The sequence below is a fragment of the Pseudomonas synxantha genome, assembly GCF_900105675.1.
In the GTDB taxonomy this organism is placed as follows: domain Bacteria; phylum Pseudomonadota; class Gammaproteobacteria; order Pseudomonadales; family Pseudomonadaceae; genus Aquipseudomonas; species Aquipseudomonas synxantha.
In genome coordinates, this window is the sequence record NZ_LT629786.1 from 4,268,503 (window position 1) to 4,294,181 (window position 25,679).

General features: G+C 61.4%; 21 protein-coding genes. 10 read left to right on the plus strand and 11 right to left on the minus strand.

Annotated features, from left to right (window positions below; translation table 11 throughout):
* Window positions 1-114: 114 nt before the first annotated feature.
* Window positions 115-744, minus strand: coding sequence for a Pr6Pr family membrane protein (locus tag BLU48_RS19835; protein WP_057021435.1), 630 nt, complete (start codon window positions 742-744; stop codon window positions 115-117).
* 4 nt (window positions 745-748) lie between these two features.
* Entirely contained in the window at window positions 749-982 is a 234-nt protein-coding gene (locus tag BLU48_RS19840) for a VF530 family protein (protein ID WP_043048686.1), read from the minus strand.
* Window positions 983-1,152: 170 nt separating this feature from the next.
* Here BLU48_RS19840 and BLU48_RS19845 point away from each other — a divergent pair, with 170 nt between their 5' ends.
* The 4 genes from BLU48_RS19845 to BLU48_RS19860 all read left to right on the plus strand — a co-directional run bounded on the left by BLU48_RS19845 (window position 1,153) and on the right by BLU48_RS19860 (window position 8,523).
* On the plus strand, window positions 1,153-3,171 hold the full coding sequence (locus BLU48_RS19845) for a TonB-dependent receptor (protein WP_057021436.1): 2,019 nt from the start codon (window positions 1,153-1,155) through the stop codon (window positions 3,169-3,171).
* Window positions 3,172-3,577: 406 nt separating this feature from the next.
* Entirely contained in the window at window positions 3,578-5,995 is a 2,418-nt protein-coding gene (locus tag BLU48_RS19850) for a glucose/quinate/shikimate family membrane-bound PQQ-dependent dehydrogenase (protein ID WP_043048685.1), read from the plus strand.
* Between the two features lie 223 nt (window positions 5,996-6,218).
* Window positions 6,219-7,064: a 2OG-Fe(II) oxygenase gene (locus tag BLU48_RS19855; RefSeq protein ID WP_057021437.1), complete on the plus strand. Its 846-nt coding sequence runs from the start codon at window positions 6,219-6,221 to the stop codon at window positions 7,062-7,064.
* Between the two features lie 34 nt (window positions 7,065-7,098).
* Complete coding sequence (locus tag BLU48_RS19860; RefSeq protein WP_057021438.1) at window positions 7,099-8,523, plus strand: pyridoxal phosphate-dependent decarboxylase family protein; 1,425 nt, start codon at window positions 7,099-7,101, stop codon at window positions 8,521-8,523.
* Here BLU48_RS19860 and BLU48_RS19865 read toward each other — a convergent pair.
* From BLU48_RS19865 to BLU48_RS19905, 9 genes are all read right to left on the minus strand, one after another.
* A complete protein-coding gene (locus tag BLU48_RS19865) occupies window positions 8,516-10,852 on the minus strand; it encodes a putative bifunctional diguanylate cyclase/phosphodiesterase (RefSeq protein WP_057021439.1) in 2,337 nt (778 codons plus the stop codon). The genes BLU48_RS19860 and BLU48_RS19865 overlap by 8 nt on opposite strands.
* Before the next feature lie 197 nt (window positions 10,853-11,049).
* The gene (locus tag BLU48_RS19870; protein ID WP_057021440.1) at window positions 11,050-12,225 is read right to left on the minus strand and encodes an ABC transporter substrate-binding protein; all 1,176 of its coding nucleotides are present in this window, start codon (window positions 12,223-12,225) and stop codon (window positions 11,050-11,052) included.
* On the minus strand, window positions 12,222-13,196 hold the full coding sequence (locus BLU48_RS19875; protein WP_057021441.1) for a CobW family GTP-binding protein: 975 nt from the start codon (window positions 13,194-13,196) through the stop codon (window positions 12,222-12,224). The genes BLU48_RS19870 and BLU48_RS19875 overlap by 4 nt, the downstream gene beginning before the upstream one ends.
* Window positions 13,193-13,492: a hypothetical protein gene (locus tag BLU48_RS19880; RefSeq protein WP_057021442.1), complete on the minus strand. Its 300-nt coding sequence runs from the start codon at window positions 13,490-13,492 to the stop codon at window positions 13,193-13,195. Before BLU48_RS19880 ends, BLU48_RS19875 begins: the two co-directional genes overlap by 4 nt.
* A gap of 13 nt (window positions 13,493-13,505) precedes the next feature.
* Window positions 13,506-14,255 (minus strand): SDR family NAD(P)-dependent oxidoreductase, encoded by a 750-nt coding sequence (locus BLU48_RS19885; RefSeq protein ID WP_057021443.1) that lies wholly within the window; start codon window positions 14,253-14,255, stop codon window positions 13,506-13,508.
* Between the two features lie 76 nt (window positions 14,256-14,331).
* Window positions 14,332-15,093 carry an SDR family NAD(P)-dependent oxidoreductase gene (locus BLU48_RS19890; RefSeq protein ID WP_057021444.1) on the minus strand — a complete coding sequence of 254 codons (762 nt, stop codon included), beginning with the start codon at window positions 15,091-15,093 and terminating at the stop codon, window positions 14,332-14,334.
* Between the two features lie 10 nt (window positions 15,094-15,103).
* A complete protein-coding gene (locus tag BLU48_RS19895; RefSeq protein ID WP_057021445.1) occupies window positions 15,104-16,444 on the minus strand; it encodes an MFS transporter in 1,341 nt (446 codons plus the stop codon).
* A gap of 29 nt (window positions 16,445-16,473) precedes the next feature.
* Entirely contained in the window at window positions 16,474-17,352 is an 879-nt protein-coding gene (locus tag BLU48_RS19900) for a polysaccharide deacetylase family protein (protein WP_010212857.1), read from the minus strand.
* 11 nt (window positions 17,353-17,363) lie between these two features.
* The gene (locus BLU48_RS19905) at window positions 17,364-18,704 is read right to left on the minus strand and encodes an amidase (RefSeq protein WP_057021446.1); all 1,341 of its coding nucleotides are present in this window, start codon (window positions 18,702-18,704) and stop codon (window positions 17,364-17,366) included.
* Window positions 18,705-19,035: 331 nt separating this feature from the next.
* Between BLU48_RS19905 and BLU48_RS19910 the strand changes: the two genes are divergently transcribed.
* The 6 genes from BLU48_RS19910 to cmoB all read left to right on the plus strand — a co-directional run bounded on the left by BLU48_RS19910 (window position 19,036) and on the right by cmoB (window position 25,574).
* Window positions 19,036-20,025, plus strand: coding sequence for a GntR family transcriptional regulator (locus BLU48_RS19910; protein WP_057021447.1), 990 nt, complete (start codon window positions 19,036-19,038; stop codon window positions 20,023-20,025).
* Window positions 20,026-20,183: 158 nt separating this feature from the next.
* A complete protein-coding gene (lon, locus tag BLU48_RS19915; RefSeq protein WP_046071096.1) occupies window positions 20,184-22,604 on the plus strand; it encodes an endopeptidase La in 2,421 nt (806 codons plus the stop codon).
* 190 nt (window positions 22,605-22,794) lie between these two features.
* Complete coding sequence (locus BLU48_RS19920) at window positions 22,795-23,184, plus strand: protease inhibitor I42 family protein (RefSeq protein WP_057021448.1); 390 nt, start codon at window positions 22,795-22,797, stop codon at window positions 23,182-23,184.
* Window position 23,185: 1 nt separating this feature from the next.
* Entirely contained in the window at window positions 23,186-23,842 is a 657-nt protein-coding gene (locus BLU48_RS19925) for a lysoplasmalogenase (protein WP_043048678.1), read from the plus strand.
* A 35-nt stretch (window positions 23,843-23,877) separates the two neighbouring features.
* A complete protein-coding gene (gene cmoA / locus BLU48_RS19930) occupies window positions 23,878-24,621 on the plus strand; it encodes a carboxy-S-adenosyl-L-methionine synthase CmoA (RefSeq protein WP_046071093.1) in 744 nt (247 codons plus the stop codon).
* Complete coding sequence (gene cmoB, locus BLU48_RS19935; RefSeq protein ID WP_057021449.1) at window positions 24,618-25,574, plus strand: tRNA 5-methoxyuridine(34)/uridine 5-oxyacetic acid(34) synthase CmoB; 957 nt, start codon at window positions 24,618-24,620, stop codon at window positions 25,572-25,574. Before cmoA ends, cmoB begins: the two co-directional genes overlap by 4 nt.
* Window positions 25,575-25,679: the final 105 nt, after the last annotated feature.

Below are 25,679 nucleotides of genomic sequence, written 5' to 3' on the forward strand. Positions count from 1 at the left end.
ACGGTCGAAATGTGAGAGGGGGCTTGCCCTACTGTCAGTCAGTTAAGGCTTTTTGTAGGAGGGCGATGTACGCTTAAGTGACTGAAGCCCCCTCCCACATTGGATCAAGCTGAATCAGTTGGAGTGCGCCCGGCCCAGGCGTTTATCCAGCCCCACCACTACCAGCGCCACCAGCACAAACCCCGCCAATAGCCCTCCGGCATTCACAAACACCTGTGGGTAACCCAGGGTCAGCACATCAATGAACGGGTACTGATACTGCCCGAGCAAATCCCCGCGCAACAGCACATAACCGAAGTACACCAATGGGTAGATCACCCAGGCACCAATGTGCCTGAAACGCAGCTGCCCCTTGGGCACGCACCGCCACCAATAGATCACAAACAGCAGCGGCATCACGTCATGCAGCAATTCATCCGCGATGAATTGAAAGCCTTCGGGGCTCCACAAATGCCGCAGCAGCAGGTTATACGCCAGGTTCACCACAACGATGCTCACGGCGATTGCGCTGCTGACCACTGGCGCCAGGAAAAACCGTTTCATCGCTGAGTCGCGCTGGCCCCCTGCATAACTGAGCACCACCACCGCCAGGGTGTTGGTCAGCACCGTGAAGAAACTGAAAAAGCTGATCAGCCCACCCATCAGGCTGGCGTCGATGGCCCAGCGTGAATAGAAGATCAGGTATTGCTGGATCGCCAGCCCCACCCAACCGGCCAGCGCCGCTACCGCCACAAAGCGCTTCATGGCCTCAATCCAGCGGGCGTTTGGTGCGCATCAGTTTGACGTACAGGCTTTCGACTTTCTCCCGTGCCCAAGGGGTCTTGCGCAGGAAGGTCAGGCTCGACTTGATGCTCGGGTCGCTCTTGAAGCAGCGGATATCAATACGCTCGGCCAGGCCGCTCCACTCGTAATGTTCAACCAGGGTGGTGAGCACGTGTTGCAGGGTCACACCGTGGAGCGGGTCGTTGCTTGTCGCGGTCATGCCGGGCCTTTTGCAAATAGAGGAAACACAGCCGCGCACCTTAGCCGACGAGGCGTGCAGGTGGAAGCATCGCATTGAATATAGCCCGCCAGGAAAAGTTCCCTTTCCGACGCAAAAAGAGATGTTATATTGTAACCATATCTATCAGTCGTTTTACCTAGGAATAACCGATGTCCCTGCCTTCTCTCTGGCGCTTGTCCCCCTTCGCCGCCGCCTTGTTGATCAGCTCCCCAGCCCACGCCCTGGAACTGCCACCCCAAGTGGTCACCGGCAACCCGCTGGGCAGCGAACAACTGGCCTCGCCTACCACAGTGCTGGAAGGTGATGAGCTGACCCTGCAACAAAAAGGCAGCCTCGGCGAAACCCTGAACAAGCAACCAGGGGTGTCATCTTCGTATTTCGGCCCGGGCGCCAGCCGCCCGATCATTCGCGGCCAGGATGGCGACCGCATTCGCATCCTGCGCAATGGTGTAGGCGCGCTGGACGCGTCGTCACTGTCCTACGACCACGCGGTGCCGCTCGACCCGATCAATGTAGACCGCATTGAAATCGTGCGCGGCCCGGCTGCCCTGCTGTATGGCGGCAGCGCCATCGGCGGTGTGGTCAATACCTTCGACAACCGCATCCCCACCGAGGCTATCGAAGGCATCCACGGCGCCGGCGAGTTACGCTACGGCGGCGCCGATACCACCCGCAGCAGCGCGGGCAAGCTGGAAGCCGGCAACGGCACCTTCGCCCTGCACCTGGATGCCAATGCACGGGAATTCAACGACCTGAAAATCCCAGGTTATGCCCGCAGCCGCCACGCCCCGAACACCGAAGACGGCCCAGGCAAGAACGGCCGCCTGGGCAACAGCGACGGGCGCCAGGACGGTGGCGCCGTCGGTGGTTCCTACACCTGGGACGATGGTTATGCCGGGCTCTCCTACAGCAACTACGACAGCAACTACGGCTCGCCGGCCGAGCAGGACGTGCGCATCCGCATGCAGCAGGATCACTACGCCTTTGCGTCCGAAATCCGTAACCTGCAAGGGCCATTCACCTCGGTGAAACTCGACGCGGGCTACACCGACTATGAACATCGCGAAATCGAAGGCGGCGAGACCGGTACGATCTTCAAGAACAAAGGCTATGAAGCCCGTGTTGAAGCTCGCCACCAGCCGATCGGCCCATTCGATGGCGTGGTCGGCGCCCAAGTGACCCGCAACGAGTTCTCGGCCCTGGGCGAAGAAGCTTTCGTGCCGCAGACCGACACCAATGCCGGCGCACTGTTCATCCTCGAAGAAATGCAGGCCACCGAGCGCCTGAAACTCAGCCTCGGCGCCCGCGTGGAACACACCAGCGTCGATCCCGATGCCAAGGGCAACGAGCGATTTGCCAATGCCAGCAAGAGCAATGACTTCACCGCCGGCAGCCTGTCGTCCGGCGCGGTGTATACCCTCACGCCAATCTGGTCCCTGGCTGCTACGTTGGGCTACACCGAGCGCGCTCCGACCTTCTATGAGCTGTATGCCAACGGCGCCCATGTCGCCACTGGCACCTTTGAGCTGGGCGATGCCAACCTGAAGAAAGAAAAAGCCGTGTCCAGCGACCTCGCGCTGCGCTTTGACAATGGCACCCACAAGGGCAGCTTCGGCGTGTTCTACAGCCGCTTCTCCAACTACATCGGCCTGCTCGGTACGGGGCGCACTTTGAACGATGAAGGTGAAGAGGACGCGGGCGGTATCCCCGAATACGAATATTCCGGTGTGCGTGCGCGTTTCGCCGGCTTCGAAGCCCAGGATCACTGGCAGCTCGGCGAAGGCGCCTACGGCAAGTTCGCGTTGGAACTGTCGGGCGACTACACCCGCGCCACCAACCTGGACACCGGCGAAGCCCTGCCACGCATCGCGCCGCTGCGCTTGAACAGCGGCTTGCTATGGGAACTGGACCGTTGGCAGGCGCGTCTCGATGTGGAACACGCAGCAGGCCAAGGGCGCGTGCCGGATAACGAAAGCGGCACCGATGGCTACACCACCCTCGGTGCGAGCGCGGGGTATCGCTTCAATGTCGGTGCGAGCCAGTGGCTTGCCTTCGTCAATGGCGAGAACCTGACCAACCAGACCGTGCGCTATGCCAGCTCGATCCTGCGCGACATCGCTCCAGCACCGGGGCGTAGTGTGCAGTTCGGCATCCGCACCACCTTCTGACCCACACAGCAAATCCCCTGTGGGAGGGGGCTTGCCCCCGATAGCGACCGCCATCGGGAGCAAGCCCTCCCACCTAAATTTTGCAGCGACAATGAGTCACTGTTACCAAAACTGAAATGATGCATCTTGCGATTCACCCTTTCTCAAAACGCCGCGCCGCATTATCCTTCGCAACAATCTGAAACGCTTCACCTCCCGGTCGATCCCCTTTGCCAATTTTTCCTATACGCAAAGACAGCGCTGTCTTACCTCGACCAGCGCTGGAAGGGTTATTGCCCGCCTGTGGATAACTCGGTTATCCACAGAAAAAATCAAAAATAACGATGAACCAAGCCCGAGCCGAATCGTCATCTACAGTGAGTGAAGCACGGGGTTACATAATTCCAACGTAACGGAGAAACACACTATGAGCACTGATGGGGCTTCAAGCCCAAGCCGCCTGCTGCCCAGGCTGCTGGGGATCTTGCTGCTGATCATGGGGCTGGCCTTGCTGGCCGGCGGTGTCAAGCTGAGCATGCTCGGCGGGTCGCTGTACTACCTGCTGGCCGGTATCGGCATCGCCCTGACCGGCGTGTTGCTGCTCGCCACCCGCCGCGCCGCGCTGGGCCTTTATGCACTGGTATTGTTCGCCAGTACCGTGTGGGCACTGTGGGAAGTCGGGCTGGACTGGTGGCAACTGGTGCCGCGCCTGGCCCTGCTGTTCGCCCTGGGCATCGTCATGCTGCTGCCGTGGTTTCGCCGTCCGTTGCTGCGCGGCCAAGCCGCGCCATTGGGCACTGGCGCGCTGAGCGTGGCCGTGGTGCTGGCCGGTGCTACCGCCCTGGCCAGCCAGTTCACCAACCCAGGTGAAATGGTCAAGACTGGCCAACTGGACCGCGACGCGGTGCCGGGCATGGCCAGCGCTGCACCGGCCCAGGCTGATGGCGACTGGAATTCCTATGGCCGTTCCGCCCACGGGGATCGTTATTCGCCACTGGCACAGATCACCCCGGAAAATGCGCATAAGCTGGTGCCCGCGTGGACCTTCCGTACCGGCGACATCCCTGGCCCAGGCGACCCCGGTGAAACCACCGCGGAAAACACCCCGCTGAAAGTCAACGGCATGCTCTACGTGTGCACTCCGCACAGCCAAGTGATTGCCCTGGACCCGGACACCGGCAAGGAAATCTGGCGTTTCGACCCGAAGATCACCACCCAGGGTGCTGAAAGCTTCAAGGGTTGGGCGCACATGACTTGCCGTGGCGTGTCGTACCACGATGACGCTGCCTACGCTTCCGAGCAGAGCCCCACCGGCAGCGCCAGCCCGGCTGCCGCGCCGAATGCCTGCCCGAAACGCATCTTCGTCCCTACTGCTGACACTCGCCTGATCGCCCTGAACGCCGACACCGGCAAGATGTGCGAAGACTTCGGTGACAAAGGCCAGGTCGACCTGCGTGCCAACATCGGCAGCTTCGCCCCAGGCGGTTACTACTCCACCTCGCCACCGGCCGTGACCAAGAACCTGGTAGTGATCGGCGGTCACGTGACCGACAACGTTTCGATCGATGAGCCAAGCGGCGTGATCCGTGCGTTCGACGTGCACACCGGCAAACTGGTGTGGAACTGGGACAGCGGCAACCCGGACGACACCACCCCGTTGGCCGAGGGCAAGACCTACACCCGCAACTCGCCGAACATGTGGTCCATGTTCGCCGTGGATGAAAAACTCGGCATGCTTTACCTGCCGATGGGCAACCAGATGCCCGACCAGTACGGCGGCGACCGTACCGACGATTCGGAAAAATACGCCGCTGGCCTGACGGCCCTGGACATCGACACCGGCCACGTGAAGTGGACCTTCCAGTTCACCCACCACGACCTGTGGGACATGGACGTCGGCGGCCAGCCTTCGTTGATCGACATCAAGACCGAAGCCGGCGTCAAGCAGGCCGTGATGGCGTCGACCAAGCAAGGCAGCATCTACGTGCTGGACCGCGCTACCGGCCAGCCGGTGGTGCCAATCCACGAAGTTGCCGTACCCCAAGGCGCAGTGGCGGGCGACCGTACCTCCCCTACCCAGCCCAAGTCCGACCTGAACTTCATGCCGCCGCCGTTGAAAGAACGCGACATGTGGGGCGTTACGCCGTTCGACCAACTGATCTGCCGGATCGACTTCAAGTCGATGCGCTACGACGGCCCGTTCACCCCACCATCGCTGCAAGGCTCGATCGTTTACCCAGGTAACTTCGGTGTGTTCGACTGGGGCGGCATCTCGGTCGATCCAGTACGCCAGATCGCCTTCGTGAACCCGAGCTACATGGCGTTCAAATCGAAACTGATCCCGGCTGCAGACATCGCCAAGCAAGGCCCACGCGTCAGCGAAACCGAAGGCGTACAGCCAAACAAAGGCGCGCCGTACGGCGTGATCCTTGAAGCGTTGCTGTCGCCCATGGGCCTGCCGTGCCAGGCACCAGCGTGGGGCTACGTGGCAGCGGTCGACCTGACCAACCACCAGACCATCTGGATGCACAAGAACGGCACCGTGCGTGACAGCTCGCCGGTTCCTATCCCGCTGACCATGGGTGTGCCTAGCCTGGGCGGTACGTTCACCACCGCCGGTGGCGTCGCGTTCCTCAGCGGCACCCTCGACCAGTACCTGCGTGCCTATGACGTGAAAAACGGCAAGCAACTGTGGGAAGGCCGCCTGCCTGCAGGCGCGCAAACCACACCGATGACCTACACCGGCAAGGACGGCAAGCAGTACGTGCTGGTCATGGCTGGCGGTCATGGTTCCCTGGGTACCAAACAGGGTGACTATGTGATGGCGTTCAAACTGCCGGATTAAGTGGACCCGGCGGTAAAACAAAGGCGGCTACCTGATGGGTAGCCGCTTTTTTTTTCGTCTGCCAAAAATTGACGATCGTTAATACGCGATTAATCAGCCGGCTAAAAAACCAGCGTTTCAAGAAAAGTCCTATCGGTCCCCTGCGCCCTTAAAACTAATTTAGTGCACACGCCCTGCGTACCCTATACGCACACTGATAAAACTCTAAAGGGAGCTTCTGAACATGATGGACCATGCTGCGACAAAACCAACCACGTGCAAATCAGCAAAAATTATAGAACTTGAATACCTCGACACTTCCAGTCTGAAACAACTGATCAGCGGAGAAGTACTTGCCATCCGGATACCTGAGTTTGCGAACGCCAAAACCAGCGAGCGGTTAAAGCAAATCATCGGTGAGGCCGACACGCTGGAACAATACAGCCATGAAACCTACGAGGATGGCCACGTCGTACAGCATTTCTACGGCGTGCATCGCTGGGGCACCCCGTTCAACTCCACCTACGGCAAGGCTGCCGGCAGCGATGCCCAAGCCAAATATTATGCTGACGCGGCCCATATGCGCGGTGTGATCGACAGCATTTGCGCACCTGAAAAGCCGCCCATCCAACACCTGATGGAGCAGCTCCAGGAGATCTGGCCGCAAGGCTCAGTCACCGCAGCTTTTCAAGGCCAACCGATGTTCTGCGGGATTATCCGCGCCATGTTTCCCGAGACGGCGCACCTCTCGGAAACGGTTCCCCATGTGGATTGCCTGCCTCTGTCGATCGCGGAACTGGAACACCAATTCAGCGCCAATATTTATCTGGAAACGCCGCCATCAGGCGGAGAGTTGATCATCTGGGATACCGAGGCCTTTGCCTATGACGAGGTCAAGCGTTTCGAAGGCGCACAACTGCCCGAGGACCGTTTGCAAAAGCCGTTGCGTATCCAGCCGCGCAACAACGAACTGGTGATCATCAATACCCGCCGCCCCCACGCCATTTGCGGATTCGAGTCGGGAAAACGTATCAGCATGCAGTCGTTTATCGGCTATACCCCTGGCGAACCGTTTTATTTCTGGTGCTGATACTTTTAACTCGCTTGCAAATGGATATGTTTTTATGACCCCCGAAGAATTCCGTCGCCATGGCTACGCCATGATCGACCTGATCGCAGACTATCGACAAAACATCGAGCAACGCGGCGTGCAGCCCACCACGGTACCTGGCGAGATCAAAGCTGCCCTGCCGGTGAGCCCGCCTGAAAGCGCCGAACCCTTCGAACAGATCATGGGTGATGTGGAAAAACTGATCATGCCCGGGCTGCTGCACTGGCAGCATCCCAGTTTTTTCGGTTTCTTCCCCTCCAACGTGGAACTGTCCTCGGTACTGGGCGATTGCCTGAGCACCGGCTTGGGTGTGGTGGGATTGTCTTGGCAATCCAGCCCGGCGCTTACCGAAATTGAGGAAGTGACCACCGACTGGCTGCGCGACATGATCGGCCTGAGCCGCGAATGGAGCGGCGTGATCCAGGACTCCGCGTCAACCTCCACTCTGGTGGCACTCATCAGCGCCAGAGAACGCAGCTCCCAGTACGCGCTGATGCATGACGGCCTGCAAGACAGCGGCGCGCCCCTGATCGTCTACACCTCAGCCCACGCCCATAGTTCAGTGAACAAGGCGGCCATTCTCGCTGGATTCGGCCAGAACAATATCCGCACGGTCGCCACCGACGAACGCAACGCCATGTCACCCCAGGCGTTAGCGCAAGCCATCGAGCAAGACCTGGCCGCTGGCAACCGCCCCTGCGTAGTGATTGCCACCACCGGGACCACGGCCGCCATGGCGATCGACCCCCTGGATGCAATTGGTGAACTGACCCAGCGCCATGGCTTGTGGCTGCATGTCGACTCAGCCATGGCCGGCGCCGCAATGATCCTGCCGGAGTGCCGAGCGCTGTGGCGTGGTATCGAAAACGCCGACTCCCTGGTCCTCAACCCGCATAAGTGGCTGGGCGCAGCCTTCGATTGCTCGGTGTACTTCGTTCGCGACCCTGAGCATTTGATTCGCATCATGACCACCAACCCGAGCTATCTGCAGTCCAACGCCGACGGCCAGGTCAGAAACTACCGCGACTGGCGGATTTCCCTGGGTAGCCGCTTCCGCGCCCTGAAGCTGTGGTTCCTGATCCGCGAGCAAGGCGTCAGCGGCCTGCAAGCGCGGCTGCGACGAGACCTGGCTAATGCGCGCTGGCTGGCGGAGCAGATTGAAGGCAGTGCGCACTGGAAACTGGTGGCCGCGCCGGCCCTGCAAACCCTGTGCATTCGCTACGAACCGCCAGGCTTGAGCGGCGAAGCGCTGGATAAGCACACACGCGACTGGGCAGAAAGGCTCAACCTGTCAGGCAAAGCCTACGTCACGCCGGCGATCCTCGATGAACGCTGGATGGTGCGCGTGTCCATCGGCGCACTGGGCACCGAGCGCCAGCATGTCGAAGGGTTGTGGGCGCTATTGCAGTCCCTGGTGATTGAAATGCCTTCTAGATAGGCACCCGCTCACGCCTCATCCACCTCTCGAACGCCATGGCATTCAAGGGCCGGCTGATCAGGTAGCCCTGGGCGGTGTCGCATTTCCAGCGCTTGAGCAGGGTGAGGCTGTGCTCGAACTCAACGCCTTCGGCCACCACCTTGAGCCCCAGGTTATGGCTCATCTCGATGGTGGAGCGCACGATCACACCATCGCCGCTGGTACTGTCGAGATTGCGCACAAAAGACTGGTCAATCTTCAACTCTTGCACTGGCAGGCGCTGCAATTGCGCCAGGGATGAATAACCAGTGCCGAAATCATCCACAGACAGGCTGATGCCGCAACCACGCAACTGTTCCAGCACGCTGAGGGCCTGTTGCGGGTTGTGCATGATGGCGCTTTCGGTGATTTCGAAAATCAAGTGTTCGGCCGCCACCCCGTATTGCATCAACATTGCGGTGACGCGAACGGCCAGTTCATCATCGGCCAGGTCATCCACGGATATATTCACTGACAGCTGCATCGGCAAGCCACGCTGCGCCCACTCTGCCATTTGGCGAATGGCCTCCTCGATCACCCATAGGGTCAGGCCGCCCATGCTGCCGGTACGCTCGGCGAGGGGAATGAACTCAGCGGGCGAGACTTGTCCGAAGCTTGGATGTTGCCAACGCAACAGGGCTTCGGCCTGGCGCACGTGGCCATGGGTGAGGTCGAGCTTGGGCTGGTAGCACAGGAACAACTCGCGTTCGATCACCGCGCGGCGCAGGTCGCGGATCAGGGCGATCTGGCGTTGGTGAGCGAGGTCGCGGTCCGGCTGGTATATCTGCAGATGCCCCGGCAAGTTGGCCGCGTCATGCCGGGCGATGGCGGCGCGATTGATCAATTCGTCTACCTGCTGCCCGTCAGCGGGGTACGCCGCGATACCGATGCTCACTTCGTGGCGCACTTCGTCGTTGCCGATGTGCTTGGGTTCGGTCAGCAGTCCGTAGAGGCGGTCAGCACGGGCCACAGCGCGGTCGATCCCGGTGTTTTCCAGCAACAGCAGGAACTCACTGCCGGCCATACGTGCCGCAGTGTCGCTGGCCAGCAGGCTCATGGACAGGCAACGACTGGCTTCGCGCAACATTTGCTCGACACCCTGGGGGCCGAAGCTTTCATTGATGACCCGGTAGTTTTCAATCCCCAGGTACAGCAGCACCACCGGCCGCCGCGCACTGATCGCACTGCCCAGGCGCTCCATGGCCAGGGCGCGATTGGGCAGGCCAGTGAGCGGGTCATGCAAGGCGTTATGGGCCAGTTGCCGTTCGCGCATGGCGATACCGCTTTGCATGGCATTGAAGGCGCGGGCCAGCAGGCCGAACTCATCATGGCTACGCACCCGCACCGGTGTGCGGTAGTCACCGGCACCTATGCGTTCGGCGGCTTGCACCAACGCATCGAGGGGGCGCGACACTCGCCGTGCAAGCAACAACGCCGCCGCCAGGGAGACCAGCAACACCGCCAGGGCAATTGCGAGAAATTGCCGGTCCAGCGGTGCAAAGGATTGCAGGGCATGGTCCAGCGGGCTTTGCAGCAAGACGCGCACCTCATCGCGTTCACCGGCGTTGGCCAAAGGCAGTACTTGGCTGAGCACGCGCTGGCCATGAAACAGATACACCTGCGCCTGCGGTTCGAGGCGCGCCGCACGCAGCAGGCTGGTGACCGTAGCGCGGTAGCCATCGGGTTGGGTCGTAAAGAGCTGGCCGACACGGTCGTCCTGCACACTGAGAAACGACACCTCAAGGTTGCTCATGGACCGTAGCTCATGGGCAAATTGCGCATCCATGGGGAAGCCCATGACCACGCGGGCGATGGGCTGCGGGTCGAGCATTTCCTTTTGCACCAGTAAGTAGGGTTGCCCATCCATCGCCACGATCAGCATTTGCTGACTGCTGCGCCGCGCCTGGCGCAACGCCTCCTGATAGGGAAACAGCTGGCCCCGAGCCAGCACTGGTAACGTACTGGCGATGACCTTGTCATCGAGATCAAGTACGAACACCGCACTGGAGCTGACCCCGGTCCCATGCCGACGCAGCGCCGCTTGTATCTCCGTGGCCTCGCCGCTGGCCACCGCACGCTTGAAAGGACCGTCGACGGTGAGCCAGTCCAAGCCGTATTGCAGGCGGCGACCGCGCAGATCCAACAAGCGTTCGAACACCTGTCGACCGGTGTTCAACTGCACCTCGGCCTGGTTTTCCACGGCGCGGGTAGTGGCAGCCTTGACCGCGAAGTAAGTCGCGACCACGACCACCAGCAACAACAGCGCCAACACCGCGGCAATGCGGGTTTGAAAAGTGTGGCGCCACTGCATTGCCATGCCCTCTGGCCGTGCTCGACGCTCTCTGCGCCCCCTTCCTGTGGTCATACGCGTCCCTGCCAACTGTTAACCTGGCGTCAAAAAAATATCCATTTAAATGGGATATTCGGTTTCAGCAGATTAGCTGGGACTGGGCATAAGTAAACCCAGCAAATACCGAGGGGTTAGCGTCATATTATTGACCAGAGAGGTTATGCCCCTCGCGCACGCATAAAGTCCCCCCAACGGCGCACCAGATAGTTGTGCTCATCCATCACCGAGTTCCACACGGCGATATGCCCCATGCGCTGCTCATAGGAGCCGCCATCGCGCACATCGCCGATATCGATCAACGGCAAGCCATCGCTGCCCGGCAGCTCCTCCCGCGCCGGCTTGCCCGCGTACCAGTAATCCCATTCGGCGCTGCTCAGGTGATCACGGGTACGCGCCGGGTTGCCGATGTAGTAGCCTTGGCGCGCCATGACAGCCCCGGGCCAGCCGCAAAGCCACCAATTCAAGTACGCATAGGCCGCATCCAGCACCGGCCCCTGGGCATGGCGCGACAAAGACAAGCCGCCGAACCAGGCGCGATAGCCTTCGCGGGGCACCGCCAGGCGGTATTTCACCCCGGCGCGGTGCAGGCGCATCAAGGTCGGCGACCACAGGCTCTGGATATCGATGTTCGGGCTGAGCATCAGCTGCGCGGCTTCTTCATCGTCCGACCAGAACGCCGCGAAGTGCCCTTGCTTCTGCTTGCGCACCAGGATGTCGGCCAGCACATCGATTTCTTCGATGCTCATATTGCCGATGTCCTTGAAAGTCGCCAGCCCGGCGCCCTGCACCGCCAACGCCGCATCCAGGGCACCGATGGCGGCGTCGCTCTGCAAGGCGGTGCGCGCCCCCCAGGCCGGGTCCAGCAACCAGCCCCAGCTTTCGTTGCGGCTGCAAAAGCCTTCAGGCAAACGCTCGGGGCGGTAAGCGAAACTGTCGGCGTTGTGGGTCAGGGGCAGCATGCTGATGCGCTCGGTGACGGTGCTGCCGAGGCTGCCATCGTGCTGCACGAACAGACGTTCGCTGGGCACGCTGCCGCTGCCCAGGCGGTCGCCTGCAGACAAGCGCCCGCGCTTGGGCAGGTCATTGATCTCATGCCACAGGGCAATACGCCGGGTGTCGATGGGCTGGATCGCCCGTGCCGGCCAGACGAAGTCAACGTTGTGGAACCACTGGTCATACAGGTCATAGCTATCGGGTTGCATCACCGCGATGCGCTGGGCCTGCTCGACATCGTGCACCTGGTATACCAGGCGAATACCCAGGTCCTGTTCGGCGCGCACGCGCAGCGTTTCAAGCAGAGTCACGGATGTGCCAAGGACACGCAGGGTGATCATGCCGCGAACCGCCGGGAGAAGACTTCAAAGGAGCGGCGCAGCAGCGCCGGATCAAGGCCGCGCAGGATAAACACCAGCCGCGATTGGCGGTCTTTGCCCGGCCACGCAGGCAAATGGACCGGGGCATGCAGGCAGTGCTGCACGCCATGAATGACGATGGGAGCGTTACTGGCGTTCACGTTAAGCAGTCCTTTGACACGAAGGATTCGTTCGCCGTGGCATCTTAGCAGCATCGACAGCCACACCCCGAAACCGACCCAGTCCAGCGGTTGATCGAAGGTCAGGCAGCACACCTGCGCGGCACCGTGGGTGGTTGTGGTGGTGGGTCGCAGTTGCCAGCGGCTGACTTCTACGGCCGGCTCGGCGCTGCGCAAGCCTTCGCCCAGAAGCAGTTGCTCGCCGCTGTGAATATCCAAGGTGTTGAGGATCGGCGTGCCGGCATTGATTGCCCGCAGGTGCGCGCGCAGTGGCTCGCAGTTGCCTGCCAAGTCGGTCTTGCTCAACAGCAAGCGATCCGCCGCCGCCACCTGGGCCAGCCATTCCGGGTGCAGGCGCTCTTGCAGCGCGGCGTGGCTGGCGTCGACCAGGGTGATGATCAGGCCGATATGAAAGCGCCCGCGCAATTGCACGTCATTGTTCAGGGTCGCCAGGATCGGCGCCGGATCGGCCAGGCCGGTGGTTTCCAGGATCACCCGTTTGAACGCCGGGATTTCCCCGCGTTCGCGGCGTTGCAGCAAGCCGAGCAGCGCATCTTTCAACTCGCCGCGGATCGAGCAGCACACGCAGCCGCTGGGTAGCAGGACGGTGTCGGGGGCGACCTCTTCTACCAGCAGATGGTCGATGCCGACGTCGCCGAATTCATTGATCAGCAAGGCCGTGTCACCGAGGCTTTCACCGTGCAACAGGCGGGTGAGCAACGTGGTCTTGCCGCTGCCGAGGAAGCCGGTGATGACATTCAGGGCGATGCTCATACAGCCGACTCCAGGTGATCCAAGAGGTGCGAATCAAGGGGATCCAAGGGTCGGCCCAGCATGTTTTCAGCTGCTTGCCAGAGTTGATCCAGACCGCTCGCCAGCGCCTGTTTACCGGTGGCACCGAGCAGCAGATACGACGCGCCCTGGAAATCTTCAACCTTGAGCCGGAACACCACCAGCACCTGGTTGATCGCCGCGATCCGGCGCAGGCGCTCACGACGTCGCGGTAACTCGTCACCCAAGGGATCGCTCCAGTGCAAATCCTCACCTAACAGCCCGCAGAGTCCGCACATGGCTACACCTCGTTCATGGCATGACATCGCCGGAGTTCGGGCCCAGGGTCTGGCCGACAAACAGATTGCCGCCTGGCTCACTGGCCAGCAGTACCGCCACCGGCGCGACTTCGTCCGCCAGGCCGAAACGGCCCAGGGGCAACTCGGCGGCCTTTGCGCGTTTCCAGCTGTCGCTGATGCCGCCCACCAACGGCGTCTCGATAGGCCCAGGCGCGATGGCATTGACCAGCACATTGTCCTTGGCCACTTCCAGTGCCAGGGATTTGGTAAAGCCGATCACCCCAGCCTTGGCTGCGGCGTAATGGGTCAACTCGGCGCCGCCTTTGATGCCCAGCTGCGAGGCAACGTTAATGATCCGTCCCCAACGCTGTGCAAGCATATGCGGCAAGGCGCGCTGGCTGGCGATAAAGACGCTGGTGAGATCGACACGCAGCATGTCGTTCCACATCTCGATGCTTAACTCGACACAGCGCGCCTGGGTGAGCATGCCGGCGTTGTTGACCAGGATATCGATACCGCCAAAATGTTCGACGCAACGGTCGACACTGGCCTGTGCGCCTTCAACGCTGCCGACATCGGCCAAGCACTCGAACACCTCGGCGCCGAGATTGCGGCAGGTGATGGCGGTTTCGGCCAGGCTCGCAGCGTCGCGGTCGGCCAGCAGCAGGCGTGCACCTTCGGCGGCGTAGGCCCGGGCGATGGCGGCACCGATGCCACTGCCGGCGCCGGTGATGACGGCGCGGCGATGGGTGAGTTGATTCATAAAAAACTCCTGGAAAACACAGTTCCAATGCGGGAGGGCGGTCGCACCGCCCCTTCTCATTTTTGGATTGAGTACATCAGTCAGGCCAGCGCACGGTCAGGCCGCCATCGATGACGATGCTTTGGCCGGTCAAATAGCTCGATGCATCACTGGTCAAGAACTGCACCAACGACGCGACTTCATCGGCCCGTCCTACCCGGCCCAACGGGATCGCCCGCGCTGCTTTGGCCAAGCCCTCGGGGCCCAGCGAATTCTTCGCGTCCAGCGACTGCGGCGTCTCGATCAACCCCGGGATCACCGCATTGCAACGAATACCCAATGCCGCCAACTCCACCGCCAACGACCGACATAGCCCCGGCACCCCTGCCTTGGCCGCCGCATAATGGCTATGCTCCTGCCAGCCATACACGCCGCCGGCAATCGATGAAATCGCCACCAGTGCGCCGCCTTCCTTCATATGCCGGGTCGCGGCGCGAAAGGTGCGCATCACCCCGGTCAGGTCGACATTGAGCATTTCATCCCACAGCGCGTCGGTCATTTCCAACAAGGGTGCACGGCGTAACAAACCGGCATTGGCCACCGCGTAGTCCAGGCGCCCGAAATGCGCCACGGCCTGCTCGGCCAAGGCGTCCACCGAGGCGCTGTTGCCCACGTCCAACGGCAGCATCAGGCACTCACCGCCAGCCTCTTGCACGAATGACACGGTGGTCTGCGGGTCATGGGGATCGGCCGGGTAATACCCGCCCATCACCGCTACGCCATTGCGCGCATAGGCCACGGCGAGGGCTTGGCCGATGCCGCTGGCGGCACCGGTGATCAAGGCAACTTTAGGCGTCATCACTCTCTCCTTACTGAACGGTTTCCGGACGCACATGGCGTGCGGCAAACATCAAGGCGCCGGACAAGAAGCACGGTAGTGCGCCGAACCACAGCGCGGCGGTCTGCCAGTCACTGCCGGCGGCCAGCACTTGGGTCGCGCCAAAGCCGGCGACCACCGCGCCGATCGGGCCCATGGCGTGGATGATCGCGCCGCCGGTGGCGCGGATGCTGGTGGGGAAACTCTCGCTGATAAAGAACAGCGCTGCCGAGTAAGGCCCGATCAGGAAGAACAGGCCCAGGCTGTACAGCCCGACCACCATCGGCAAATTGCTCGGCCCAAATAGCATGCCGGCAAACGCCAGGCCGCCGAGCATCCAGCCCAGGGCGATGACATTGCGGCGACCGATCTTGTCGCCCATCCAGCCGTGGCTGAGGTAGCCGCAGTAGCCCACCAGGTTCGACAGCACCAGGATGATCAGCGAGTTCTCGAAGGAGATGTGGTGCACGCTGACGATCACCGAAGTCCCCAACACGCTGAACACCTGGATCGCCGCCCAGTTGAGCAACAGCGCGGCACCGATCACCAGGGTGGCGCGGCGGGCCGGGCCACGGAACGCGGCCTTGAGGCCAGCCTTGCTGTGTTCGTCGTAATCCACGTCGTAGGTCAGCGCGACGTTCTGCGCTTCGCTCACCGCGCCGCTTTTGCGCAGTTGGCTGATGCGCTGATGGATCTGGAACTGCGGGCTCTCCTTGAGCTTGCGTGCCATGATCGCAATCACAATGGCCGGGATCGCGGCGAAGACGAAGCAGCCCTGCCAGCCGATGATTGGCAGCAACAACGCGGTCAACCCTGCTGCGATCAATGCACCCACTGGCCAGCCGCCCTGCACCAGGCTGTAGATGAAGCCGCGACGCTTGGTCAGCCGTGGGTCTTGCGAGGCGCCATACAACTCGCTCAGATAGGTGGCGTTGACCGTTTCCTCGGCATAACCCAGGCCGCCCAACGAACGGATCAGAATCAGCGGCGACTTGCCCCATGCCCCGCCGATCGCGGTGAGCGCCGAGCACAATGCAGAGCCGGCCACGGTAAAGATGATGCCCGTGCGCCGGCCCAATTTATCGACGACGGGGCCAATGGCGAATGCCACCACCGCCGTGCCCACCGCCACCCAGGTCGCGATCTCGGCTTGCTCCACTTCACCCCAGCCAAAGTGCCGGCCGATTTCCGGCAGCAAGGTGCCGAACAGAATGAAGTCGTACACCGCAAATACCCAGGCGAAAAACGCGATCCAGGTGGCAAAGCGCACTTCCTGGGACGTCAATTGCCGGGGTTTCCAGCCAGTCAGGTCAAGCTTGTTGTAGATAGACATGGATCGCGCCTCGGGGGGTGGTCAAAGGGTCAGGTACGCGGTTGGCGACGGATAAAATCATCGGCGATTTCGTCGAAGGTGACGAAGCGCACGCCGGCATGGCTCTGGATATGCTCGATCAGGCGCTCCAGCATCAGCAGCACTTGCGGGCGACCGGACACGTCGGGGTGGATGGTCATGGTGAACACCGCGTGTTCGTGCTCGCGGTAGACCCAGTCGAACTGGTCGCGCCACATTTCTTCCAGGTGGCGCGGGTTGACGAAGCCGTGGCTGTTGGGAGCTTTCTTGATGAACATCATCGGCGGCAGGTCGTCGAGGTACCAGTTGGCCGGGATCTCCACCAGATCGGTTTCCTCGCCGCGCACCAGGGGTTTCATCCAGGTGTCGGGGTGCTGGCTGTAGTCGATCTTGGTCCAGCTGTCACCCTTGCGCACGTAGTAAGGGTGGAAATCGTTATGCATCAGGCTGTGGTCGTACTTGATGCCTTTTTTCAACAACAGCTCGTTGGTGACCTTGCTGAATTCCCACCAGGGCGCGACGTAGCCGGTGGGGCGTTTGCCAGTGACCTGGGTGATCAGCTCGATGGACTTGTCGAGCACGATTTCTTCCTGCTCGGCGGTCATGGCGATGGGGTTTTCGTGGCTGTAGCCATGCACACCGATTTCGTGGCCGGCATCAGCCACCGCCTTCATCTGCTCGGGGAAGGTTTCCATCGAGTGCCCCGGGATAAACCAGGTGGTGCGCAGGCCGTAGCGTTCAAACAGTTTGAGCAGGCGTGGCGCGCCGACTTCGCCGGCAAACAGGCCGCGGGAGATATCGTCGGGCGAGTCTTCGCCCCCATAGGAACCCAGCCAGCCGGCGACGGCGTCCACGTCGACGCCAAATGCACAGAGAATATCTTTAGCCATGGTGTGTCTCCTTAAACGTTAAGTACGGATTCGACGGCCAACGCACCACGCAACAGGCGTGCGTCTTCCCCCGTCGGTGCGCTGAGCAGCAGCCCGGTGGGCAAGCCCTGGGCATCGCGGCCGCTGGGCAAGCTGACGCCCGGCATGTCGAGCAAACTGCCGGGCATGGTCAGGCGCAGGGTGGCGAGATTAGTGGTGGCGAACAGCTCATCGTCGGCCTCCAGCGCTGCCAACGCTGGGGCGACATGGGCCACCGTCGGGGTGATCAGCAGGGCGCCGTCGAGGTCGTCGATCAACTGCTGTTGCAGGCGCCGGCGCCCTTCGATCAGGTGCATGAGCTGGCTGGCCGGCAGTGAGCGTGCGGCTTCGAGGCGACGCCGCACACGGGGGTCTAGTTGCTCGGCATCGGCGCTATTGAGCAAGGCTTCGTGCAAAGCGAATGCTTCGAATGAACCGAGCCAGCCGTGCGCCTCGATCAGCGCAAGGGTGGCCTGGAAAGTGGCGGACGGACGCACCTCGACTAACGCACCGGCGGCCTTCAATTGATCGACGGCATGTAGCAGGTTAATGCGTACGACCGGCTCGATATTGTCCAGGGTGCCTTGCTCCAGCACCCAGCGCTGGCCCTTGAGGCTGCCGGCGATGTGGCGTTGGCTACGGCCAGTACGGCCAGTGAGCACATCATCGATGGCCAGCGCATCGCGCACGCTGCGGGTCAGCGGGCCGAGGCTGTCGAGGGTGTGTGCCAGGGGGAAAACGCCTTCGCGGCTGTAGCGCCGGCAACTGCTGCGGTAGCCCACCACGCCGTTGAGCGCGGCAGGAATGCGGATCGAGCCGGCGGTATCGGTGCCCATGGCAATCGGCACAATACCGGCCGCCAGGGCAACCGCCGACCCCGAGGACGAGCCTCCGGGAATGCGTGGTTGATCACTGCTATTGGGGTTGTGGGGCGTGCCGAAATGCGGGTTGAGACCCAGGCCGGAATACGCCAGCTCGCTGAGGTTGGTCTTGCCCAGGCTGACCATGCCAGCGCGGCACAACAGCCCAACACTGGGGGCGTCATGCGCAGCAGGCGCCGCGTTGCGGCGGTAAGCAGCACCGGCCGTGGTGACGGTGCCCGCCATGTCGAACAAATCTTTCCAGGCCAATGGCACGCCATCGAATACGCTCAAGGGCTGCCCGGCACGCCAACGGGCAGCCGAGGCCTCGGCTTCACGCCGGGCGCGCTCGACGGTCAGGGAGATGAAAACGCTGGGGGCCATGCTCGCGTGAACGAGGGCCTGTTCAAGCACCTGCACCGGGTCGCTGTGACCGCTGGCGAATGCTTCGGCCATTGAGGTGGCGTCTGACATCGGCATACCCTTATATAAACGTACATATTAATAAAATGTACGTTTTATAAAGGCAGCTTTCGTGCCAGTCTCGTTAGAGGATTCCTCCCTAGCTCGACGGTCTCCCTTCGAACCATCGAGCTAGATAGTTTTTCATGAAATAAAAATCTCGCGAAGGCATCCACCTAAATCGCGAGTAAAATAATGTACCTTTCATTAAAAAGTACGTTTTGGTGCAAAAAAGTAACAGTCCCATGTTTACAGCCCCAAAAAAGTGCCGTCGACGTGGCGCAGAGTGACAGACGCATCTATGAGAGAATCCCTGGCCACCGTCCACAGCCACAGGAAAGCTATGAAAGCAGTGTCCGCCTCGGCGTCCCGTTACGCGATGATCCACCGAGTTTTGCGCGACGCGATCGTCAACGGCACCGCGCGCCACGGGCTGGTCCTGCTCGAGGCGCCGCTGGCCGACTTGTTCGGTACCAGCCGCGTACCGGTGCGTAAGGCGCTGGACCTGCTGCATGCCGAAGGGCTGATTTGCCGTTTCAACGGCCGCGGTTACCTGATCAACCCCGACGGCCTGGCCATCGAGCCCCTGCGCCTGCCCTTGAGCCACGGACACCTGGGCCTGAACCATGAAGACGAGTTGGTAGACACCCGGCCGCTGGGCGAGCGAATTGTCGAGGAGATCGGCGCGGCGTTGTCTACCTGCATCGCCTTCGGTCATTACCGCCTGGACGAGCAAGCCGCCGCCGACCACTACGGCGTCAGCCGCGCCGTGGTGCGCGAAGCACTGATGCGCCTGCGCGACCGTGGCCTGGTGGAGAAAGAACCTTACTCCCAATGGCTCGCAGGGCCGCTGACTGCCCGTGAAGTCACCGAAGACTACGAATTGCGCGCTTGTTTGGAGCCCGAAGCCCTGCGCCAGAGTGCACCGGGCCTGGACCGCGTCATGCTCCAGGCCATGCTGCAGCGCGTGCTCGACGCCCAGGACAGCCCCCATTGCAGCCTGGAAGCCATCGAACAGATCGAGCAGGACTTGCACCAGCACTGCCTCGCCGGCCTGCAGAACCGCAAGATCGCCGCCCTGATCCGCCAGGGCCAAAGCCCGATGATTATCAGCCGAATTTTCCATCGTTTACTGGGGATCGGCGCCGATCCTGCCATGCTCGCCGAACATCGCTTGATTCTTGAATTGTTGCTGCATGGGGCGTTCGATGCCGCAGCGTTGAATCTGCGCGAGCATTTGCAGCGAGCCAGGCAGCGGATGTTGCAGCGATTGAAGGTGCTATCGGTGTTGCCGGAACAGCCGCTGCCTGCGTATCTGCACAAAATCAGCTGATTCAATACGGGTCAACTGTCAGGAAGGAGCTTGCCCCCTCCCATACTCTCCAGGTAGCCGCAGTAATTTCATGCAATATGTTGCTATCTCACCCCCACCATTGAAACCACTGCTGACCCGCCCCATCTAACCTCCATACTTCCTTATGCAGGTGCCCCATGAGCGACCAGCAAGACGTCCCTGATTACGACCTGAACGACTACGCCGACCCCGAAAACGCTGACACCACCTCGTCCAACACTGGCCTGGCCCTGCCTGGGCAAAACCTGCCGGACAAGGTCTATATCATCCCAATCCACAACCGGCCGTTTTTCCCGGCGCAAGTATTGCCGGTGATTGTCAATGAAGAGCCCTGGGCCGAGACCCTGGAGTTGGTGAGCAAATCCGACCACCATTCGCTCGCGCTGTTTTTCATGGACACGCCGCCCGAAGACCCACGGCATTTCGATACCTCCGCCCTGCCGCTGTACGGCACCCTGGTCAAGGTGCACCACGCCAGCCGCGAGAACGGCAAGCTGCAATTCGTGGCCCAGGGCCTGACCCGCGTGCGCATCAAGACTTGGCTCAAGCACCACCGCCCACCCTACCTGGTGGAAGTCGAATACCCGCACCAGCCCAGCGAGCCCACCGACGAGGTCAAGGCCTACGGCATGGCGCTGATCAACGCGATCAAGGAACTGCTGCCCCTCAACCCGCTGTACAGCGAAGAGTTGAAGAACTACCTCAACCGTTTCAGCCCCAACGACCCCTCACCGCTCACCGACTTCGCCGCCGCGCTGACCTCGGCCACCGGTAACGAGTTGCAGGAAGTGCTGGACTGCGTGCCCATGCTCAAGCGCATGGAGAAAGTCTTGCCGATGCTGCGCAAGGAAGTCGAAGTCGCGCGCCTGCAAAAAGAGCTGTCCGCCGAAGTGAACCGCAAGATCGGCGAGCACCAGCGCGAGTTCTTCCTCAAGGAACAACTCAAGGTCATCCAGCAAGAGCTGGGCCTGACCAAGGACGACCGCAGCGCCGACGTCGAGCAGTTCGAGCAGCGCCTGGAAGGCAAAGTGCTGCCGGCTCAGGCGAAAAAGCGCATAGATGAAGAACTGAACAAGCTGTCGATTCTCGAGACCGGTTCGCCGGAATACGCCGTGACGCGCAACTACCTGGACTGGGCCACCTCGGTGCCGTGGGGCGTGTACGGCGCAGACAAGCTCGACCTCAAGCATGCACGCAAGGTGCTGGACAAGCATCACGCGGGCCTGGACGACATCAAGAGCCGCATCCTCGAATTCCTCGCCGTCGGCGCCTATAAAGGCGAAGTCGCCGGCTCCATTGTGCTGCTGGTGGGCCCGCCGGGCGTGGGCAAGACCAGTGTGGGTAAATCCATCGCTGAATCCCTGGGCCGACCGTTCTACCGTTTCAGCGTCGGCGGCATGCGCGACGAAGCCGAGATCAAGGGCCACCGCCGCACCTACATCGGCGCCCTGCCCGGCAAGCTGGTGCAGGCATTGAAAGACGTGGAGGTCATGAACCCGGTAATCATGCTCGACGAGATCGACAAGATGGGCCAGAGCTTCCAGGGCGACCCGGCGTCGGCGTTGTTGGAAACCCTCGACCCTGAGCAGAACGTCGAATTCCTCGACCATTACCTGGACCTGCGCCTGGACCTGTCCAAAGTGCTGTTCGTGTGTACCGCCAACACCCTCGATTCGATCCCAGGCCCGTTGCTCGACCGTATGGAAGTGATTCGCCTGTCGGGCTATATCACCGAAGAAAAAGTCGCCATCGCCAAGCGCCACCTATGGCCCAAACAGTTGGAAAAAGCCGGCGTGGCCAAAAACAGCCTGAGCATCAGCGACGGCGCCCTGCGTGCGTTGATCGACGGTTATGCACGGGAAGCCGGTGTGCGCCAGTTGGAAAAACAACTGGGCAAACTGGTGCGCAAAGCGGTGGTCAAGCTGCTGGATGAGCCCAACAGCGTGATCAAGATCGGCAACAAGGACCTGGAAAGCTCCCTGGGCATGCCGGTGTTCCGTAACGAGCAAGTACTGTCCGGCACCGGCGTTATCACCGGCCTGGCCTGGACCAGCATGGGCGGCGCTACGTTGCCGATCGAGGCGACGCGTATCCACACGCTCAATCGCGGCTTCAAGCTTACCGGGCAGTTGGGTGAAGTGATGAAGGAGTCCGCCGAAATCGCCTACAGCTACATCAGCTCGAACTTGAAGTCATTTGGCGGTGATCCGAAGTTCTTCGACGAAGCCTTCGTGCACTTGCACGTACCGGAAGGCGCCACGCCGAAAGACGGCCCAAGCGCGGGTGTGACCATGGCCAGTGCATTGCTGTCCCTGGCGCGCAACCAACCGCCGAAGAAAGGCGTAGCGATGACCGGTGAACTGACGCTGACCGGGCATGTATTGCCGATTGGTGGGGTGCGCGAGAAAGTCATTGCGGCGCGGCGTCAGAAGATCCACGAGTTGATCTTGCCGGAGCCGAACCGTGGCAGTTTTGAAGAATTGCCGGAGTATCTGAAGGAAGGTATGACGGTGCACTTCGCCAAGCGCTTTGCGGATGTGGCGAAGGTGCTGTTCTGATAGAGCTCTAGCGCCTGAACCGGCCTCATCGGGGGCAAGCCCCCTCCCACATTTTGATTTGTGAACACATTCAAGTGTGGGAGGGGGCTTGCCCCCGATGGCGTCAGTGGCCGCGACACATATCCTGCTTGTCACACCCTGTCTCATCTTCGGTTATGCTCGCCCTTCGTCGTGTATAAACGGAGCCCCCATGACCGCTGCCCGCCTGCTTCTCCCCTTGAGCCTTGCCCTGCTGGCCGCTTGCGCCAGTGCTCCCAAGCAAAACATCAGCGTGGAAAACCAGAGCAGTTGCCCAATCCTGCTTAAAACCGGACAAAACCTGATTCTCACCCTGCCAAGCAACCCCACCACCGGTTATCGCTGGGCCATCCAGGACTCTGCCGGCGGTGTCTTGCGCGCCTTGAGCCCCGAGGTCTACAGCAGCAGCGAATCCGGTGTGATTGGCGGTGGCGGGCAGTCCACCTGGCGCTTCCAGGCATTTGCCACTGGCCAGGGCCGTTTGCGCCTGACCTCCCAGCGACCTTGGGAACCGGAAGCCGAGCCGGTCGAAACCTTCGACTGCGCCATTACGGTGAACTGATATGCCATGGCTGATCCTTGCCTTGATGGGCGCCGGCACCTTCATCTACGGCCTGGCGACCCATGCGACGCTGTTGTGCCTGCTGGTCAAGCCGCTGCCGGTGCTGGCGCTACTGGGTTGGCTGCATGACGCACCGCCCACCGACTATCGGCGCTGGATCAGCCTGGGGCTGATTTTTTCCCTGGTGGGCGACGTCTTGCTCGCCTGGCCGGGGGACCTGTTTATCTTCGGCCTGGGCGCATTCCTGTGCGCGCACCTGGCCTATCTCAAAGCCTATCTCAGTGATTGCCGGCGCCTGGCGGTGCTGGCCCTGATGCTGGCCCTCGGCGTCGGGACGATCCTGTTGAGTGTTCTGATTGCCCATGGCCTGGGCGACCTGTTGGTACCGGTAGTGGTTTACGCGCTGGTGATCAGCGCCATGCTCTGGCGTGCATTGGCGCGCTTGGGCAGCGCTGTGCCGAAACGCTCGGCGCTGCTGGCGGCGGCGGGTGCAGTATCGTTTGTGTTTTCCGACACGTTGATCGGTATCAATCGGTTTGTACTGGCGTTCGATGCGGCCCCCTATCTGTTGATCACCACCTATTGGCTCGGGCAATGGGGCATCACTGCCTCTGCTTTCCATCAGACAACCCGCGCATCCGAAGACCAACTTGGCTAAAATGCCGGCCTTTCCCCCTCGTCGCCGGAACAGCCGTGAGCAAAGAACCCGATCGCCTATTCGCCCAGCCCCTGCCCCAGGTGCCGGACTTCGCCTTTAACGAGGATGTGGTGCGGGTGTTCCCGGACATGATCAAGCGCTCGGTGCCGGGTTACCCGACCATCGTCGAGAACCTCGGCGTGCTGGCCGCGCAATTTGCCCAACCCAACAGCGTGTTGTATGACCTGGGTTCCTCCCTGGGTGCTGTCACTCAGGCCCTGCGTCGTCATGTACGCACCGATGGGTGCCGGGTGATCGCTGTGGATAACTCGGCGGCGATGGTCGAACGTTGCCGGGAATACCTCAATGGCCAGGACTCGATGTTCCAGGAGCTGCTGCCGGTCGAGGTGATTGAGGGCGATATTCTCGCCCTGCAGTTCCAGCCCGCTTCGGTGGTGGCGCTGAACTTCACCCTGCAATTTATCGCCCCTGACGAACGCCTGGCGTTGCTCGGGCGTATCCGCCAGGCGCTGCTGCCAGGCGGGGCGCTGATCCTTTCGGAAAAGCTGCGCTTCAACGATGTTGAAGAACACGCGCTGCTCACCGACCTGCATATCGCCTTCAAGCGCGCCAACGGCTACAGCGAACTGGAAATCGCCCAGAAGCGCAGCGCCATCGAAAACGTCATGAAGCCCGACAGCCTAGAGGAACACCGCGAACGCCTGCTGGCGGCCGGGTTCTCGAAAGTCGTGCCGTGGTTCCAGTGTCTTAACTTTGCCTCGTTGATTGCCTTGCCATGATTGATTTGTCCCCCCTCGCCCGCCACCTGGTTGGCACCCCCTTGGCCGTGTGGGCCCAGGGCCTGCAAGCGCAGCTCGATAGCAAGATGGAAAAGGGCCACGGCGACCTGGAACGCTGGCAGAGCGCGCTGGATGCGCTACCGCAGATCCAGCCCAGCGAAGTCGACCTGCTCAATGGCCTGGTGCTGGATACCGACTGCGACGACGCCACCCGTGCGCAAATGCACACTGCCCTGATGGGCCTGAGCCCCTGGCGCAAAGGCCCGTTCCACCTGTTCGGTGTGCATGTGGACACCGAATGGCGTTCGGACTGGAAGTGGTCGCGGGTCGCGCCGCACCTGGACCTGAACGGCAAGCGCATCCTCGATGTGGGTTGCGGCAACGGGTATTACATGTGGCGCATGCTCGGCGCCGGGGCCGACAGCGTGATTGGCGTAGACCCGAACTGGTTGTTCTTCTGCCAGTTCCAGGCGGTGCAGCGTTACCTGTCCGAGCCACGGGCCTGGCACCTGCCGTTCCCGTTCGAAGATTTGCCGGCGAACCTGGAAGGCTTTGATACGGTGTTTTCCATGGGCGTGTTCTACCACCGCCGCTCGCCGATCGAGCACTTGCTGGCGCTGAAAGACACACTGGTCAAAGGCGGCGAACTGGTCCTGGAAACCCTGGTGGTGGAGGGCGATCAGCAGCAGGTGCTGGTGCCGGAAGATCGCTACGCACAGATGCGTAACGTGTGGTTCCTGCCCTCGGTGCCGGCGTTGATGCTGTGGCTGCGCCGTGCTGGATTCAGTGAGGTGAGGTGCGTAGATGTGAGCGTGACCACGGTTGAGGAGCAGCGTGGGACGGAGTGGATGAAGTACCAGTCGCTCAGTGACTTCCTCGACCCTGAGGATCACAGCAAGACCATCGAAGGGCTGCCGGCGCCGATGCGGGCTGTGATCATCGCCAAGAAGTAATCACTGAATAGATGAAGATCCAAATGTGGGAGGGGGCTTGCTCCCGATAGCAGAGTGTCAGCCACCACATTTATGGCTGATACACCGCTATCGGGAGCAAGCCCC

What these genes read in the sequence shown, in the direction of transcription:
- BLU48_RS19835 (WP_057021435.1), bottom strand. Translation starts at nt 744, where the DNA reads ATGAAGCGCTTTGTGGCGGTAGCGGCGCTGGCCGGTTGGGTGGGGCTG.
- BLU48_RS19840 (WP_043048686.1), bottom strand. Translation starts at nt 982, where the DNA reads ATGACCGCGACAAGCAACGACCCGCTCCACGGTGTGACCCTGCAACAC.
- BLU48_RS19845 (WP_057021436.1), top strand. Translation starts at nt 1,153, where the DNA reads ATGTCCCTGCCTTCTCTCTGGCGCTTGTCCCCCTTCGCCGCCGCCTTG.
- BLU48_RS19850 (WP_043048685.1), top strand. Translation starts at nt 3,578, where the DNA reads ATGAGCACTGATGGGGCTTCAAGCCCAAGCCGCCTGCTGCCCAGGCTG.
- BLU48_RS19855 (WP_057021437.1), top strand. Translation starts at nt 6,219, where the DNA reads ATGATGGACCATGCTGCGACAAAACCAACCACGTGCAAATCAGCAAAA.
- BLU48_RS19860 (WP_057021438.1), top strand. Translation starts at nt 7,099, where the DNA reads ATGACCCCCGAAGAATTCCGTCGCCATGGCTACGCCATGATCGACCTG.
- BLU48_RS19865 (WP_057021439.1), bottom strand. Translation starts at nt 10,852, where the DNA reads ATGCAGTGGCGCCACACTTTTCAAACCCGCATTGCCGCGGTGTTGGCG.
- BLU48_RS19870 (WP_057021440.1), bottom strand. Translation starts at nt 12,225, where the DNA reads ATGATCACCCTGCGTGTCCTTGGCACATCCGTGACTCTGCTTGAAACG.
- BLU48_RS19875 (WP_057021441.1), bottom strand. Translation starts at nt 13,196, where the DNA reads ATGAGCATCGCCCTGAATGTCATCACCGGCTTCCTCGGCAGCGGCAAG.
- BLU48_RS19880 (WP_057021442.1), bottom strand. Translation starts at nt 13,492, where the DNA reads ATGTGCGGACTCTGCGGGCTGTTAGGTGAGGATTTGCACTGGAGCGAT.
- BLU48_RS19885 (WP_057021443.1), bottom strand. Translation starts at nt 14,255, where the DNA reads ATGAATCAACTCACCCATCGCCGCGCCGTCATCACCGGCGCCGGCAGT.
- BLU48_RS19890 (WP_057021444.1), bottom strand. Translation starts at nt 15,093, where the DNA reads ATGACGCCTAAAGTTGCCTTGATCACCGGTGCCGCCAGCGGCATCGGC.
- BLU48_RS19895 (WP_057021445.1), bottom strand. Translation starts at nt 16,444, where the DNA reads ATGTCTATCTACAACAAGCTTGACCTGACTGGCTGGAAACCCCGGCAA.
- BLU48_RS19900 (WP_010212857.1), bottom strand. Translation starts at nt 17,352, where the DNA reads ATGGCTAAAGATATTCTCTGTGCATTTGGCGTCGACGTGGACGCCGTC.
- BLU48_RS19905 (WP_057021446.1), bottom strand. Translation starts at nt 18,704, where the DNA reads ATGTCAGACGCCACCTCAATGGCCGAAGCATTCGCCAGCGGTCACAGC.
- BLU48_RS19910 (WP_057021447.1), top strand. Translation starts at nt 19,036, where the DNA reads ATGAAAGCAGTGTCCGCCTCGGCGTCCCGTTACGCGATGATCCACCGA.
- lon (WP_046071096.1), top strand. Translation starts at nt 20,184, where the DNA reads ATGAGCGACCAGCAAGACGTCCCTGATTACGACCTGAACGACTACGCC.
- BLU48_RS19920 (WP_057021448.1), top strand. Translation starts at nt 22,795, where the DNA reads ATGACCGCTGCCCGCCTGCTTCTCCCCTTGAGCCTTGCCCTGCTGGCC.
- BLU48_RS19925 (WP_043048678.1), top strand. Translation starts at nt 23,186, where the DNA reads ATGCCATGGCTGATCCTTGCCTTGATGGGCGCCGGCACCTTCATCTAC.
- cmoB (WP_057021449.1), top strand. Translation starts at nt 24,618, where the DNA reads ATGATTGATTTGTCCCCCCTCGCCCGCCACCTGGTTGGCACCCCCTTG.